9 protein-coding genes are annotated in these 16,032 nt (G+C 46.7%); 2 read left to right on the top strand and 7 right to left on the bottom strand.

Translation table 11 applies throughout. From position 1 onward, the window contains the following. Positions 1-12: 12 nt before the first annotated feature. The 6 genes from priA to BMX69_RS08285 all read right to left on the bottom strand — a co-directional run bounded on the left by priA (position 13) and on the right by BMX69_RS08285 (position 10,918). On the bottom strand, positions 13-2,241 hold the full coding sequence (gene priA, locus BMX69_RS08260; protein ID WP_100042088.1) for a replication restart helicase PriA: 2,229 nt from the start codon (positions 2,239-2,241) through the stop codon (positions 13-15). A 199-nt stretch (positions 2,242-2,440) separates the two neighbouring features. Next, the gene (locus BMX69_RS08265) at positions 2,441-3,811 is read right to left on the bottom strand and encodes a UDP-N-acetylmuramoyl-tripeptide--D-alanyl-D-alanine ligase (protein WP_100042089.1); all 1,371 of its coding nucleotides are present in this window, start codon (positions 3,809-3,811) and stop codon (positions 2,441-2,443) included. Between the two features lie 88 nt (positions 3,812-3,899). After that, on the bottom strand, positions 3,900-5,375 hold the full coding sequence (locus BMX69_RS08270; protein ID WP_100042090.1) for a UDP-N-acetylmuramoyl-L-alanyl-D-glutamate--2,6-diaminopimelate ligase: 1,476 nt from the start codon (positions 5,373-5,375) through the stop codon (positions 3,900-3,902). Positions 5,376-5,388: 13 nt separating this feature from the next. Continuing rightward, positions 5,389-7,059: a formate--tetrahydrofolate ligase gene (locus BMX69_RS08275; RefSeq protein ID WP_100042091.1), complete on the bottom strand. Its 1,671-nt coding sequence runs from the start codon at positions 7,057-7,059 to the stop codon at positions 5,389-5,391. 218 nt (positions 7,060-7,277) lie between these two features. Beyond that, the gene (locus BMX69_RS08280; RefSeq protein WP_100042092.1) at positions 7,278-9,956 is read right to left on the bottom strand and encodes an FtsK/SpoIIIE family DNA translocase; all 2,679 of its coding nucleotides are present in this window, start codon (positions 9,954-9,956) and stop codon (positions 7,278-7,280) included. A 62-nt stretch (positions 9,957-10,018) separates the two neighbouring features. Beyond that, positions 10,019-10,918, bottom strand: a complete 900-nt coding sequence (locus BMX69_RS08285) for a ClpP family protease (RefSeq protein ID WP_330387677.1) — start codon at positions 10,916-10,918, stop codon at positions 10,019-10,021. Between the two features lie 257 nt (positions 10,919-11,175). On the opposite strand from BMX69_RS08285, the gene BMX69_RS08290 reads away from it, so the two are divergent. Beyond that, positions 11,176-12,519 (top strand): citrate synthase, encoded by a 1,344-nt coding sequence (locus BMX69_RS08290; RefSeq protein WP_100042093.1) that lies wholly within the window; start codon positions 11,176-11,178, stop codon positions 12,517-12,519. Then, complete coding sequence (locus BMX69_RS08295; protein WP_100042094.1) at positions 12,512-14,824, top strand: hydratase; 2,313 nt, start codon at positions 12,512-12,514, stop codon at positions 14,822-14,824. The genes BMX69_RS08290 and BMX69_RS08295 overlap by 8 nt, the downstream gene beginning before the upstream one ends. A gap of 61 nt (positions 14,825-14,885) precedes the next feature. Here BMX69_RS08295 and BMX69_RS08300 read toward each other — a convergent pair whose 3' ends face one another. Next, positions 14,886-16,022 (bottom strand): ABC transporter substrate-binding protein, encoded by a 1,137-nt coding sequence (locus BMX69_RS08300; RefSeq protein ID WP_100042095.1) that lies wholly within the window; start codon positions 16,020-16,022, stop codon positions 14,886-14,888. Positions 16,023-16,032: the final 10 nt, after the last annotated feature.

Genomic DNA, 16,032 nt, shown 5'->3' on the forward strand with positions numbered 1-16,032 from the left:
TTATCCTCTCATTTATGAAAAATCATATTGAATCATCACCTGATCAAACAACTGCCGATGGTTTTCTGAAAAAACATCGATTTGATCCCTGATTTTTATTAGTATATCATAGTTTTCCTGTTTCAAGTATAAAATTTTTCTATAGATATCATTAATTTTGTAAACGCTCGCATCTACCGGGCCGATGACCTGTACTGCTTCCTGTTCCGCAAGGGGGTCAATAAACCCGGCTGTTAAAGCCGCTGCTTCTTTTAAGCAATCTTCCTGTCTGGAGGAAAACTGAACGGTTAAAAGGCCGCTTGCCGGAGGGTATTTCATCAGGCGCCGATATGCCATTTCCTGTTGGTAAAACGCCTCATAATCCTGATTTGCGGCTGTTACAATGCTGTAATGCTCCGGACTATAGGTCTGAATGACCACGTCACCGTTTCTGGAATCCCGTCCGGCTCTCCCTGCCGCCTGGGTTAATAGCTGGAAGGTACGTTCTGCCGAACGGTAGTCCGGGGTATTCAAAGACAGGTCTGCCGCCAGCACCCCTACCAGAGTTACATTAGGGAAATCATGCCCTTTTACGATCATCTGAGTTCCGATAAGGATGTCAGCCTCTCCCTCAGAGAAAGCGGTAAGTATCTCCTCATGTCCTCCCTTTTTGGAGGTGGTGTCCAGATCCATTCGCAGGACTCTGGCAGCTGGGAACATCTTTTTTGTCATTTGCTCTATCTTCTGGGTTCCCACTCCGAAATTGGCAATGTAAGGAGAACTGCATGCAGGACAGCGGTCTGGCATGGATATGGAATAACCGCAATAATGACAGACAAGACGGCTGTTATTATGAAGTGTCAGGGTAACGTCACAGTGTGGGCAGCGAATGGCTTCGCCGCAGGAACGGCAGGAAACAAAATTTGCATAACCGCGCCTGTTGATAAACAGCATGGCCTGCTCCCGCTTCTCCAGCCGGTCCTCGATCAGTGTCTGTAAATTCCTGCTGAAAATGGATTTATTGCCTTCTTTTAGCTCCTGCCTTAAATCCACCACTGATACCGCAGCCAGACGGCTGTTTTTTTTGGCCCGTTCTGTCAGGCGGAAAAGCCGGTATTCCCCATGAAGGGCTTTTGTATAAGCTTCCAGGGATGGAGTCGCCGAACCTAAAACCAAAGATGCCCCCTGCATGGAGGCCCTTTTCTCAGCCACCTCTCTGGCATGGTATCTTGGAGATACCTCACTTTTGTAAGCCCCCTCATGCTCTTCGTCTATCAGAATCAGCCCCAGACGGGAAAAGGGAGTAAACAGGGCCGAGCGGGGACCGATCATAATATCAATATCTCCGTTTCTTGCCCGTTCAAACTGGTCGTACCGTTCCCCTGCTGACAATCTTGAATTGATGATGGACACCCGGTTCCCAAATCTTCCGTAGAACCGCAGGACGGTCTGGTAGGTCAGGGCAATCTCCGGTATGAGAACGATCACCTGCTTCCCATCCTCTATGACCCTTTGGATCAGTTCCATGTAAACTTCCGTCTTTCCGCTTCCCGTAATGCCATGGATCAGATAGGTCTTTCTTAACGATTGGGAATAATCCAGGCTAAAGCTGTCTGCAATGGCCTGCTGTTCCTCATTTAAAACCACCTTACTTCTTTCTTTTGCATCTGTTTTAACAGGATTTCTGTAAACCTCTTCACGATCAAGGCTTACGTATCCTTTTTCTATCACCGGCTTTAAGGTGGCAGCAGAAAGATTCATCTGGTTGACTGCAATTTCGTATGGGATGACAGGATTTTCCATAAGCGCCTGAAAGAGTCGCGCTCTGGCCTTATATTTCTTTTTTTCCGCTTCCTCTAAAGCATTGATAAGCTGAGAATAACCCAAAAGGCTTTTAATCACCTTTTTTTCCTTTGGCTTTACCTTTTGCTTTACCGGAAGAACCGTTTTTAATGCCTGGTTCATGGTGGAGCCATACCGTTCTTTCAGCCACCATGCCAGGGAAATGAGCAGGGATTCCGCTGATACTCCATCCGTTACGATCCCTGCTATTTCCTTAATTTTATCCGGATCATAATCCGCATGGGCGGCAATGCCTACCACATACCCTTTCCGCATGGAATTTCCTTTTCCAAAAGGAATCAAAACCAGAGACCCCACAGCCACTTCATCAAGAAGCCCGGCCGGAATCCGGTAATCAAAGGTTCTGTCAACTTTTTCATGGGAAATATCAATAATAATCCGGGCATATCGTTCCGTCATTGTTTTCCTCTTTTCTGCCCATGCTATTTGGGCATAAAGGTATACTCGTGAGTGTTTCCTCTTTTCTGCCCATGCTATTTGGGCATAAAGGTATACTCGTGAGTGTTTCCTCTTTTCTGCCCACGTTCTTCGGTCAGGGCCCACCCCGCTTTACCGGGTGTAAAGGTACGCCTTATGCGGCATGAGCTCTTGAAGGCTGTCAAGGCCGGTAAAATTTCTCTGCCACAGGGCCTAGATTCATGCTGTTGGAGCCCTTAAACAGCACGCAGTCCCCTTCCTTTAACTCCTTATTTAAATAAGATACCAGCAGCTCCGGTTCCATAAATTCTTTAACCGTAATATGAGGAGCGTGTTCCTTCACCGCTCTGGCGATCTCCCCTGCCAATTCTCCTAAAGTCACCACCTCATATACCGGATGTTCTGCAATGTATTCTCCGATTTCATAATGGTATTCTGGGGATTTTTCTCCCAGCTCCTTCATATCAGCCAATACAGCGATCCTTCGTTGCGCCTTTGTTATAGAACCCAAAACCTCCAGACCTGCTTTCATGGAAACCGGGCTGGCGTTATAGGTATCATCGATGATGGTCATACCTGCCACATGATAGATCTGCTGACGGTTTTTAAAGCCGGTGAATTCCTGAAGGCATTTTGCGGCTTCTTCCATAGGAATGCCGCACTCAGAAGCTACCGCAAGAGACACCATGGCATTTAACACGTTATGGCTTCCCATAACCGCCAGCCGTATAGGAACCCTCTTCTGGCCAAAAGCTGCAGTAAAGGCCGGAAAGCCCTCCTCCAAATGGACATCCAAAGCCCTGTAATCACAATTTACCCCTGTTCCGTAATAAATGGTCTTACAGCCTTCTTTTGCCTTTGTTGTTTTTAAAAGCGGGTCATCCCCATTTAAGAACAGGATACCGCCTTCCATAAGGCCATCCTGGATGGTCATTTTTTCCCTGTAAATATTTTCTTGGGATCCCAGCTGCTCGATATGGGTTACTCCAATATTGGTAATCACAGCCATCTGGATTTTTGCGATCCTGGCAATGACGGTCAGCTCTCCCGGCTCACTCATTCCCAGTTCAATGACTCCGATTTCATCCTCGGCTGTAATCTCCGATAAGGTAATGGGCACCCCCACCTGACTGTTGTGGTTTCCTGGGGTTTTATAAACGGAATATCGGGCAGACAGGGCGCAAGCGACCATTTCCCTTGTAGTGGTCTTTCCTACGCTTCCCGTAATTCCAACAAGAGGAAGTTTTAAACGGTCCCTGTAATAGCTCCCAATAGCCTGAAGAGCCACTTTTGTATCCTCAACCCGGATCCAGGGTTTCGCCAAGTCCATGGCGTCATGCTCGCTGGTAAGCGTCGCTGTTGCTCCATTGTCAAAGGCCTGCCCGATAAAACGGTGAGCATCCTGCTTTTCTCCAATGATAGGGACAAACAGATCATTCCCCTTCATTGATCTGGAATCAATACTGATGTGCTCTAAGACTGTATTCTCGTTTCCGCAAAGAAGCCTTCCTCCTGTAGCTGAAAGTATTTCCTTTACTGTCATATTTACCATTGCTTCCTCCATTCCATCTACCGTGGAAATGCCGAAAGCCGCACATCCCTACGGCTTCCGGCATTTTATTTATCGTTGTGCCTTCCTTTTAAACTTCCTCTGAAAGCTGGGCCTCCACCGCTTTTAAGACCTCTTCCCGGTCTGAAAAATGATGGCGGACTCCGTTCATCTCCTGGTAATCCTCATGCCCCTTTCCTATAATGGCAATCATATCACCCGGTTCGGCATGTATGATGCTGTAGCGGATCGCTTCTCTGCGGTCCGGAATTTCTATGAATTTTCCTCCGGTCTTTTCAAGACTTCCGCGAATGTCTGCAATGATATCTTCCGTTTTTTCGTATCTGGAGTTATCCGCAGTGATAATCGTAAAATCTGCCAGACGTCCCGCACTGTCACCCATGGTAATACGCCGGTCCTTGGAACGGTTTCCTCCGCAGCCAAAGACGCAGACAAGGCGTTTTGGATGGTAATCCCTTAGGGTTGAAAGCAGGCTTTCCATACTGACCGCATTATGAGCATAATCTACGATTACCGTGCATTTCTCAGAGGCATATGCGATTTCCATACGTCCGTTCACGTTTAAATGTTCCAGCCCATGGCAGATATTCTCTTTGGGAAGCCCTAAAAAGCTTAAAAAGCTGACCGCAGCCAATGCATTGGCAACGTTAAAGCGTCCCGGAATATTCACCCGGACAGATAGCTCGCAGGTCCCTTTGATGTCAAATTCCAATCCCACAAATTCCGGTTGGGCGATATATCGGATGTCTTCTGCTTTAAAGTCCGTTCCCTTTTTATCCATGGAGAAAGAATAGAGTTTACAGGTGGCATCCTTTACCACTTCATCCCAGTGCTCGTCATCGCCGTTCATGATGCCCACTTTAGAGCAGCAAAAGATCCGGGATTTGTAAAAAAGATATTCCTCAAAATCCTTGTGCTCATCCGGTCCGATATGATCAGGAGAGAGATTGGTAAACAGACCGTAATCAAAACAGATTCCATCTACCCGGTGCATCTTAAAGGCCTGGGAGGAAACCTCCATCACCATATATTCGCAGCCAGCCTCCACCATATGGCTGAAGGCCTGGTGAAGTTCATAGGACTCGGGAGTTGTATTCATCGTAGGCGTTACTTCCTGACCGATGACAATACCTGTGGTTCCGATCATTCCCACTTTTTTCCCGCAGGCTTCCAGAACTGTCTTGATCATGTGCGTGGTTGTGGTTTTTCCCTTGGTTCCGGTCACTCCAATGGTCACCATCTTTTCCGCCGGATAGCCAAACCTGGCAGCTGAAAGTAAAGCCAGCGCCTCTCTGGCATTATGTACGAGAACGGCAGTTACGCCATCCGGGATCTTTGTCTTTTGCTCTACTACAAGGATCTTAACCCCGGCGTCCACCACCTCAGGGATAAATTCATGGGAGTCGGTTCTCGTTCCCTTCATGCAGACAAATACAACACCCTTTCGGGCCTTTCTGGAGTCATAAATGACATCCTCTGCATCCACGTCCAGGCTACCCTGCAATACTTCATATTTTAAGTCCTTTAGCCATTCTATAAACTTCATTAAAACCTCCAAATCAGAATAATCCGGTGATTACTCCATCTTCATTTACGTCAATATTATCTGCGGCCGGCTTCTTTGGAAGACCTGGCATTGTCATAATGGCTCCGGTCAGAATGACTACAAATCCGGCTCCGGCAGATACATAAGCATCCCGTACATTAATGTCAAAGCCTTCCGGTCTCCCAAGCTTTGTCTGGTCATCAGATAAGGAATACTGTGTCTTTGCCATACATACAGGAAGGCTGCCAAAGCCCATTTCTTCAAATTTTCTTATGGCTTTTAAAGCTGCAGGAGCATAGGTCACCCCAGCTGCGCCATAGATTTCCTTTGCAATTGCGGCAATCTTATTTTCCAGCCCCATTTCATCAGGATAAATGGGTGCAAAATTGCTTTCTTTATTTTCCAGGGTATAAAGGACTTTTTCGGCCAGTTCTATGCCGCCCTCTCCTCCTTTTTCCCACACCTGGGATAAGGCGAATTCACAGCCTCTCTCCTCACAAAACCGTTTTACGAACTGATGTTCTGCCTCTGTGTCTGTGATAAAGGAATTCAGGGTAACAATGACCGGGACGCCGTATTTCATCATATTTTCAATGTGCTTCTCCAGATTAACAATCCCTTTTTCAAGGGCAGTAAGGTTTTCTTCCTTTAACTGGTCCTTGGGCACTCCGCCGTTGTATTTTAAGGCTCTCACCGTTGCCACCAATACAATGGCATCAGGCTTTAATCCGGCTTTCCTGCATTTGATGTCCAGGAATTTTTCCGCGCCTAGATCCGCACCGAACCCTGCCTCTGTCACAACAACATCAGCCAGCTTTAAGGCGGTCTTTGTTGCACGTACACTGTTACAGCCATGAGCGATGTTTGCAAAGGGCCCGCCGTGAATGATGGCACCGGTATGCTCCAGCGTCTGGATCAGATTGGGCTTTAACGCATCCTTTAATAAAGCCGCCAATGCTCCTACTGCGTTTAACTGGGAGGCAGTCACAGGCTCTCCGGCATAATTATATGCTACGATGATTCTTCCCAGCCGATCTTTTAAATCTTCCATATCATTTGAAAGGCAGAGGATAGCCATGATTTCCGATGCAACCGTAATTACAAAGTGATCCTCTCTCACAAAGCCTTCTGCTTTGGAACCAAGGCCGACCACAACGTTTCTAAGGGCACGGTCATTCATGTCCAGGCAGCGCTTCCAAAGAATCTGACGGGTATCGATTCCCAAAGCATTCCCCTGATGGATATGATTATCTAACAGAGCTGCAAGCAGATTATTGGCTGAGGTTATAGCATGGAAATCACCGGTAAAATGAAGATTTAAGTCTTCCATAGGAACTACCTGGGCATATCCGCCGCCTGCCGCGCCGCCCTTAATTCCAAAGCATGGTCCAAGGGAGGGTTCTCTGAGGGCGATGATCGCCTTTTTTTCCATTTTCCCCAATGCCTGACCAAGACCTACGGTAGTGGTGGTTTTCCCTTCTCCTGCAGGAGTAGGATTAATGGCGGTTACCAGAACCAGTTTGCCGTCCGGACGGTCCTTTACCCGCTCCCACAATTCATCCGTCAGCTTCGCCTTATACTTTCCGTAAAGCTCCAGCTCATCCTCACTGATCCCATAGGATGCAGCCACGTCTTTAATAGGAAGCATTTTGGCCTCCTGTGCGATTTCAATATCTGTTTTCATTCTCCAATCCTCCTTTTATGTATATAACACGTTCTATTATTATCGGTATTTCCGATAATCGGATGGACGGGCTAAAAGGCAGCCCTTTTATCTTCACTTGCGCTGCAAGTTCCGATACGTTATATTATGGTCTCAAAGACATGACCATAATCAGATGGATGGCGCTGAAAAACAGCGCCTTTTATCTTCACTTGCTTTGCAAGTTCAGATAAGCCATATTAATAACCCTGGGAAAGTATTTCATCGAATTCCTCCAGGCTCATCAGTACCTTACGGGGCTTGGTGCCTTCCTCTTCTCCTACTACTCCGGCTTCTGCAAGCTGGTCCATGATACGGGCTGCCCGGTTAAAACCGATTTTAAACATTCTCTGAAGCATACCAATGGAGGCTTTATCCTTTTCAATGATAAATTTACCGGCCTGGACAAAATATTCATCCCTGTCATTTCCGCCGCCCTTTATCTCTCCTCCTGCAGGTGCAGAAGCGATCATGTTTTCTACTTCCGGGTTGTAATCTGCAGTCATCCCCTGCTCCGTTAAGAAATCCACAACCTTGGAAACTTCGGAATCCGATACAAAGGCGCCCTGAACGCGCATTGGTTTCGGATATCCCGCCGGGTAAAAGAGCATGTCGCCTTTTCCAAGAAGCTTTTCCGCACCGTTCATATCAATAATGGTCCTGGAATCTACGCCGGAGGAAACCGCAAACGCTACCCTGGATGGAACATTGGCCTTAATGAGACCTGTTATGACATTTACCGACGGACGCTGGGTGGCGATGACAAGATGGATACCCGCAGCTCTGGCAAGCTGGGCCAGACGGCAGATGGAATCTTCCACTTCTCCTGGAGCTACCATCATCAGATCCGCAAGCTCGTCGATAATGATGACGATCTGAGGCATCTTTTTGGGCTTATCTTCATCCTCAATATCTTTTATACTCTCAACCTTTTTATTATATCCCTTAATTTCCCTGACATTATACTGTGCGAACTTATTATAACGGTCCGTCATCTCCGCCACCGCCCAGTTTAGGGCTCCGGAAGCCTTCTTGGGATCAGTGACCACAGGGAGCAGTAAATGGGGAATTCCATTATAAACACTTAATTCCACCACCTTGGGGTCTACCATGATCAGCTTTACATCCTCCGGGTCCGCCTTAAAAATGATGCTCATTATCAAGGTGTTGATGCAGACAGATTTACCAGATCCAGTGGCTCCGGCGATCAAAAGGTGAGGCATCTTAGCAATGTCCGTGACAACCACCTGGCCGCCGATGTCTTTGCCCACCGCAAACGCAATTTTGGAGGAATGTTTCTGGAAGCTGTCTGCCTCCAGAATATCCCGTAAGTATACCATTTGGTTTTCTTTATTGGGCACCTCGATACCCACCGCAGATTTTCCCGGGATAGGAGCTTCAATCCGGATATCAGCGGCTGCCAAGCTCAATTTGATGTCATCTGCCAGGCTTACGATCTTACTGACCTTTACCCCCTGCTCCGGATGAAGTTCATACCTGGTTACGGAGGGTCCGCAGCTTATATTGGTAACAGTAACCCCAACCCCGAAATTCTGAAGGGTCCGCTGAAGCTTGATGGCAGTATCTTTGTATTCCCGGTCGGAAAATACCGCTGATTTTCCTTTTTTAAGCAGGGAGAGAGGCGGAAACTTATATTCCTGTTTCACAATCTCCTGTTTTTGCTTGATTTCAAGGCTGACACTACCCCCGTCTTCCTTTGCTGCCTCTTCCCGTTTCTTTTCCAGTTTTTTCTGAAGAGCTTCTGTATCCGTTTCTATTACCTTGCCGGAAGCGGTAACCACCTGTTTTGGCTCCTCAGGAATGGCAAAGGTATCATTTCCTTCCTCAGGATAGAAATCCTCTTCCACAAACTCCAATTCCTTTAAGGTCTTGATCTCTTTCTTCATATATATGGAAGGTTCTTCCAGGGCCTCAGCAAACGGTGTCCCTTGCACATCGGGGGCAAAGGGAACACTATCCTCATCATCTTCCAGCACAGGTGAAAAACTGCCCCGGAAAATATCAGCAGGATTGAGTTCGTCTTCTTCCACAGCAGTAACGGCAGACAGCCGTTTCGCCTGGACCATAATATCATCTGCAAGATTGTCAGGAGCTTCCTCAACCTGCTCTTCCACATAGCTTTCTTCCTGGGCTTCTTCTAACTTCGTGGCCTCTAAATTGACTCCCCGAAGCTTTTTCTCTTCCAAAAGCTGTTTGCGGGCTTCCTGGCGCATGGCATGGACTTCCATATGCATGTCCATATTTTCCCTGGCATGGCGGTATGCTTTTCCGCTTCCTTTTTTCACAATATCTACAAACGATTTCTCCGTAATGCAGACTAAAGATATGACAAGAAGGACTCCTATCACCAGATAGGCTCCCACTACGCCGATTATGGAGGCAAGCCCTCCAGCCAGAAGGCCGCCTATAATGCCGCCTCCTATTCCGCTTACGGAAGCTTCAAAATAAATGTCGGCAAGTCCTATTCCCTCGCCGGCCTTTGCTCCAAAAAGGAGCTGTAAAAATCCACACAAAGAAACCAGCGCCAGAATAAAAGACGCCAGTTTAAAAGCAGCCCTGGGATTTCCCTGGTTGGAGATGTAAAACGCTGTTCCTGCAAACAGCAGCACAGGCGCGACATACCCCACACTTCCGAATATGCCTAACTGTAAGCTCCGCAGAAAATCCCCGACCACGCCGCATAAATGAAAGTTGCTAAAAAACAGAATGGCCGCAGCCAAAAATGACATAATGATCACGACTTCTGAATGGATAAATTCCGGTTCCGGTAAAATCACATTTTTTTTGGCGGCGGTATTTCTTGTTCTCCCGTTTTTTCCTTTTTTTGCTGTTGTACGTTTCTTCGTTGTCTCAGGCACAATAACTACCCCCTTCTATCCGTTGGTAACAGTATACAAAAAAATCGGGAGAATTGCAACGATTAACGGGAAGCAGTTTCCATCAGTTCATATAATTTTTTTAGAGCATCCTTGATTCCGCCCACTTCATTAATGAGTCCTTCTTTTACCGTTTCTTCGCCAACCAGCACGGTTCCCAAGTCTCTGGTAAGCATTTCCGTATTCAGCATAAGACGTTTTAACTGGTCGTAGGCGATCTCTGCGTGGGTGGAAACAAAGCTTAAGATCCGGTCCTGTATCATTTCAAAATATTCATAAGTCTGGGAGGCGCCAATCACCATTCCTGTCATTCTTACGGGATGGACCATCATGGTTCCAGTGGGTACGATAAAGGAATAATCCGTGCAGACTGCTAAGGGAACTCCTATGGAATGGCTTCCACCAAGAACCAGGGATACGGTTGGGATGCTTAAGGAAGCGATCATCTCCGCTATCGCGAGGCCTGCATCCACGTCACCACCGGAGGTATTTAATAGAACCAAAAGCCCTTCCACGGAATCATCATCTTCAATCTCGGCCAGTTTCGGGAGGATATGATCGTATTTTGTAGCTTTGCTGTTACCGGATAAATTCTCATGGCCTTCCACCTCTCCGATAATGGAAATCAGATGGATTTTCCGCTTGTTCGCATTATCATCCAGGGTCATCTGGCCATATTCTTCCAGCTTTTCATCCTCTTTTTGTTCTATATCCTTTTCCGTCTTTTTTTCATCAAGGTTTTCCTTGCGCGTATTGCCGTCAGGCCGATTCTGTCTTTCCTCCGGATCTTCGTTCTTCCCATTATTATGCTGATACTCTCTCACCTTAAAAACCTCCTGTTTCACTGTTAATTTGGTAGTTTCACTTTTCACTCTAACCCACGCGTTCCAGGCAGAATCTGTCTCTTTCCATGCTGCAATGGAATATTCATGGGGTATTTCCATATGATGTGGAGAAAACCATAAAAATATGCTTCCTATCAATGCCAGTCTTCAACCTTACGCAATTACAATATTTTAATTGTGATTATAACAAGTTATTGACTTTGATACTTCCACATGGTAAACTACCAAACAACATAAATTAAGTCACATTCTTGCCAATGGAGGCAGCGCCGGAGTAATCCTTTTGCGCTGCTTTTCTATAAACAGATACCTGACTTTTTGGCTGTGGCTAAACTAAAAAAAGGAGAGATCGTCTCATGAACAACTTTTTTATCGCTCAGACCTTTGGCAAATCCTCTAATTTCACGGATATTCCAAACAATTTATTTAAGGAACACAATGTAAAAAAAGGGCTCCGCAACGAAGACGGCACCGGAGTACGGGTTGGCTTGACCCGCGTATCTGACGTAGTAGGCTATGAAATCGAAGACGGAAAAAAGGTCAACGTTCCCGGTAAGCTCTATTACCGCGGTATTGAAATCGGCGACCTGGTAAACGGAAAGAATAATGAACGTTACGGTTTTGAAGAGACCTCATTTTTACTCCTTTTTGGCTATCTCCCCTCAAAGAAGGAATTAAGAGAGTTTACATCCACCCTTAGCCAGAACTACCATCTCCCTGATGAGTTTCTGGAAAAGAATATGCTCCGCACCCCTTCCCGCAATCTGATGAACAGCCTTCAGCAGAGCATCCTGGCTCTATACGATTATGATGAGGAGCCAGATAATGTGGATCCCTATGAGACACTTTTAAAGGGAATCAACATCATGGCAAAGCTTCCCTCTCTTTCCGTCTATGCATACCAGAGCAAGGTTCATTACTATGAAAGAGACAGTCTGATCATACATTATCCAAAGCCGGAATATTCCATGGCAGAAAATATTCTCTACATGCTGCGCCGTGATGGGGTCTTTACCGAGCAGGAAGCGAATCTGCTGGATGTGATGCTGATGATCCACGCAGACCATGGCGGCGGAAACAACTCCACCTTTACCAATGTAGTCATATCTTCCACAGGAACCGATATCTATTCGGCCATCTCCGCTTCCATCGGCTCCTTAAAAGGACCAAAGCACGGCGGCGCCAATATATGCTGCAGTGAAATGATCAAGGCCATTGAAAAGGAAATCGGTCTTAAGGCGACCGAAGTCCAGATGAAGGGAGTGATCCAGAAGATCCTCGCAAAAGATTTCTATGACAATTCCGGTCTTGTATACGGGCTTGGCCATGCAGTTTATACAGTTTCCGATCCAAGGGCGGATTTATTAAAGGTCTGCTGTGAAAAGCTTGCCAAACAGAAAAACAGGGAAGATGAATATGAGTTCCTGACAAAATTTGAAAAGGTTGCCAAAGCATGCCTTGCGGGCAACGGAAAAACCCTGTCAAACAATGTAGACTTCTACAGTGGTTTCGCTTATAATATGTTACAGATACCGGAAGATATGTATACGCCTTTGTTTGTCTGCTCCCGTATGGCAGGCTGGCTGGCACACAATATCGAAAACAAGCTGTACGACGGAAGAATCATGCGTCCGGCGACAAAATACGTAGGAGAAACTATTTCCTACAAAAAAAAGAGAGGAACGATAGCATATGGTTAAATTGTATGACGGCGGAGCTTATCTTGTACATGGAACGGAACTGGTTCCGGATCAGGAAGCAGAAAAAGTTGCTGCCCTTACAGGAAAAGCTGCAGATAAGGCTGAGGCAAAAAAAGGTACCATCGCCTATTCCATTTTAAAGAATCACAACACTTCGGATCAAATGGATCATCTAAAGCTCCGTTTTGACTCCATGGCCTCCCACGACATTACATTTGTAGGAATTATCCAGACTGCCCGTGCATCAGGGCTTAAAGAATTTCCTATTCCATACATTATGACCAACTGTCATAACTCTTTATGCGCAGTTGGCGGTACCATTAACGAGGATGATCACGTATTCGGACTTTCCGCTGCTAAAAAATACGGCGGGATCTTTGTTCCGCCTCATATTGCGGTCATCCATCAGTACATGCGGGAAATGATGGCCGGCTGCGGACGCATGATCCTCGGATCTGACAGCCATACCCGCTATGGCGCCCTGGGAACCATGGCCATCGGAGAAGGCGGCGGGGAATTGGTAAAGCAGCTTCTTTGTGATACCTATGATGTGGCTTATCCCGGCGTTGTGGCCATTTATCTTACCGGAAGCCCTGCTCCATCTGTTGGTCCTCACGATGTGGCCCTGGCCATTATCGGAGCGGTCTTTAAAAGCGGCTATGTAAAGAACAAAATCATGGAATTCGTAGGACCCGGTGTTTCTTCTATGGATACGGACTATCGGAACGGTGTGGATGTTATGACAACGGAAACCACCTGCCTTTCCTCTATCTGGAGAACCGATGAGGACACAAAAGCCTATCTGGACCTTCATGGCCGGGGAGATGCCTACAAAGAATTGAACCCTGAAGAAGTTGCTTATTACGACGGAGTAGTATATGTGGACTTAAGCACCATTAAACCTATGATCGCACTGCCCTTCCACCCAAGCAATACCTATGAGATCGACGAATTAAATAATAACCTTGGAGACATTCTGCGCACTGTGGAACAAGAAGCAGAGCGCATTGTGGGAAGTTCCAAAGCAAACCTTTCCTTAACAGATAAGATCGCGGACGGAAAGCTGATGGTTCAGCAGGGAGTGATTGCAGGATGCGCCGGAGGAAACTACTCCAACGTTATGGCTGCGGCCAATATTCTGACCGGTAAAAACTGCGGAAATGACATCTTTAATTTATCTGTATACCCCTCCTCCCAGCCGGTTTATATGGATCTGGTGAAAAAGGGAGCCATCTCGGAACTGATGGCAGCCGGTGCAACTGTCCGGACGGCCTTCTGCGGCCCATGCTTTGGCGCAGGGGATACACCTTCCAACAACTCCTTAAGCATCCGCCACACCACAAGAAACTTCCCCAACCGGGAAGGCTCCAAGCCAGGCAGCGGACAGATTTCCTGTGTCGCCCTTATGGATGCCCGCTCCATTGCTGCAACAGCGGCAAACGGCGGCTATCTCACATCTGCGGAAGGTTATGGAGAGGATTACCAGGTTCCTGCCTATGAATTCGATCCATCTTCCTATGAGAGACGGGTATATCAGGGATTCGGAAAGGCTCAGCCTGAGGTACCCCTGATTTATGGTCCAAATATCAAGGACTGGCCGGCTATGAGTGCCTTAACGGATAACATCATATTACGAGTATGTTCAAAGATCATGGATCCGGTCACTACTACCGATGAACTGATCCCTTCCGGAGAAACCTCTTCCTACCGTTCCAACCCACTCGGACTTGCGGAATTTACCTTGTCCCGCCGCGATCCGGAATACGTGGAACGCTCAAAGAAAGTAAATGAGCTGGAGCAGGTAAGGAAAGCCGGTTCCTGTGCCTTAGAGGCTGACCGGTCACTGGAATCTGCATTTAAGGCCCTGGCCGCTTACTTAAACCAGCCGGAACTGAATGTAAGGGAAACAGAGATTGGAAGTATGATTTACGCAGTAAAGCCGGGTGATGGTTCTGCCCGTGAACAGGCAGCCAGCTGCCAGCGAGTCCTGGGCGGCTTAGCTAATATTGCAAAAGAGTATGCGACCAAACGCTACCGTTCCAATGTTATGAACTGGGGAATGCTTCCCTTCCTTCTTGAGGCAGAGCCGGATTTTGAAGTAGGGGATTTTATCTATGTACCTGGAATCCGCAAAGCTCTAGACGGAGATATGAACCACATTCCAGCTTACGTTGTGAAAAACGAAGAAGGAAATCCGATTCATGAGATAGAGCTGCACATTGCTGATATGACCCCGGAAGAGCGGGAAATCGTAAAAGCCGGATGTCTGATTAATTATAATAGAAACAAAAACCAACAGCAGTAAATAATACCCCCGGACATGGAACTGGTATAAAAGCCAGATTCCAATCCGGGGGTTATATTTTTTATTTTAAGATTTTATCTACCTGTGTATCATCAAGAGTCACATGATAAAACAGTTCGTAGAAGTCCTTTACTTCATGTTTTATATCAACGCCATACTGTTCAGGATATACAAGATTGCCCAGCCACAAAATCCCGATCATCCGGTTGACAGAAGGCGGACTGCTCATAAAGCTATATGGAACGGAAGGTATCTGAAAGACCTTCCCCTCTTTTACAGCATCTAATTCTCCCCAGACCTTATCTGTTGTTATGGTTTGGTACAGGGCTTCAGAATCTGCGATGATAACATCCGGCTGCCACAGAAGAAGCTGTTCAAAGGATACTTCGCTTCCGCCGCCGCTTGATACCATTTCAACTTTAGCTGCATTTTCCGCTCCTATCTGCTCGATAACCCGGGCATGAATGGAACCCTCTGCATTGGTGTGAAGTCCATCATCTCCAACAGCGAAATAAACCGATTTCTTTTCTGACAGCTGTTCCCTGGCTGTTTCAGACGTTTTCAGTATGTAATTGCAATCGTCCGCCAGTTTCTTTGCCTGATCGGTATCTCCGGTAAGCTCTCCCAGCTTCTCATAAGCAGAACTCATGGTATCTAAATCTGCCTCTATAAAGATGACTGGCATATTTAGTTGCTCCTGAAGGGCATCCATATCTTCTTTTACACTTTTTTTCGCTTCTCCGATATCAATGATTGCATCAGGACTTTCTGCAATTAGAGCCTCCATGTTCAGATTTGCATTCTTCCCATAAAATTGGCCGAATTTAGGAAGTGACCAATATTTTTCGTCAATGTACTGCTTTGCACCTTCGGAAAAATCAGAAGAAAGTCCGGACAGCTTATCCGGACAAAGAGTGTAAAGCACAATCTGTGCCAAAGGCCCGGAAGGAGCAATCTTTTTTATTTCCTTTGGCAGTGTAACTTCCCTTCCTGCTGAATCCGTGAATACTCTGGCGTCTGATTGCACCCCTGCTTCACCCGCTTTTTCTGTTTCTTCCTGCGTTTCTGTTTTTACAGATGCAGTTGACTCTGCCTGACTGGCAGGAACCTCCTTACCGCTTCCTTTTTGGCAGCCATTTGCCAGTACTGCAGCAGCAAGGAATGCAGCCAGTACCAGACCTTTTCTTATTTTTTTCATATGATCCCCC

Source organism: Lacrimispora sphenoides JCM 1415 (assembly GCF_900105615.1).
GTDB lineage: Bacteria > Bacillota > Clostridia > Lachnospirales > Lachnospiraceae > Lacrimispora > Lacrimispora sphenoides.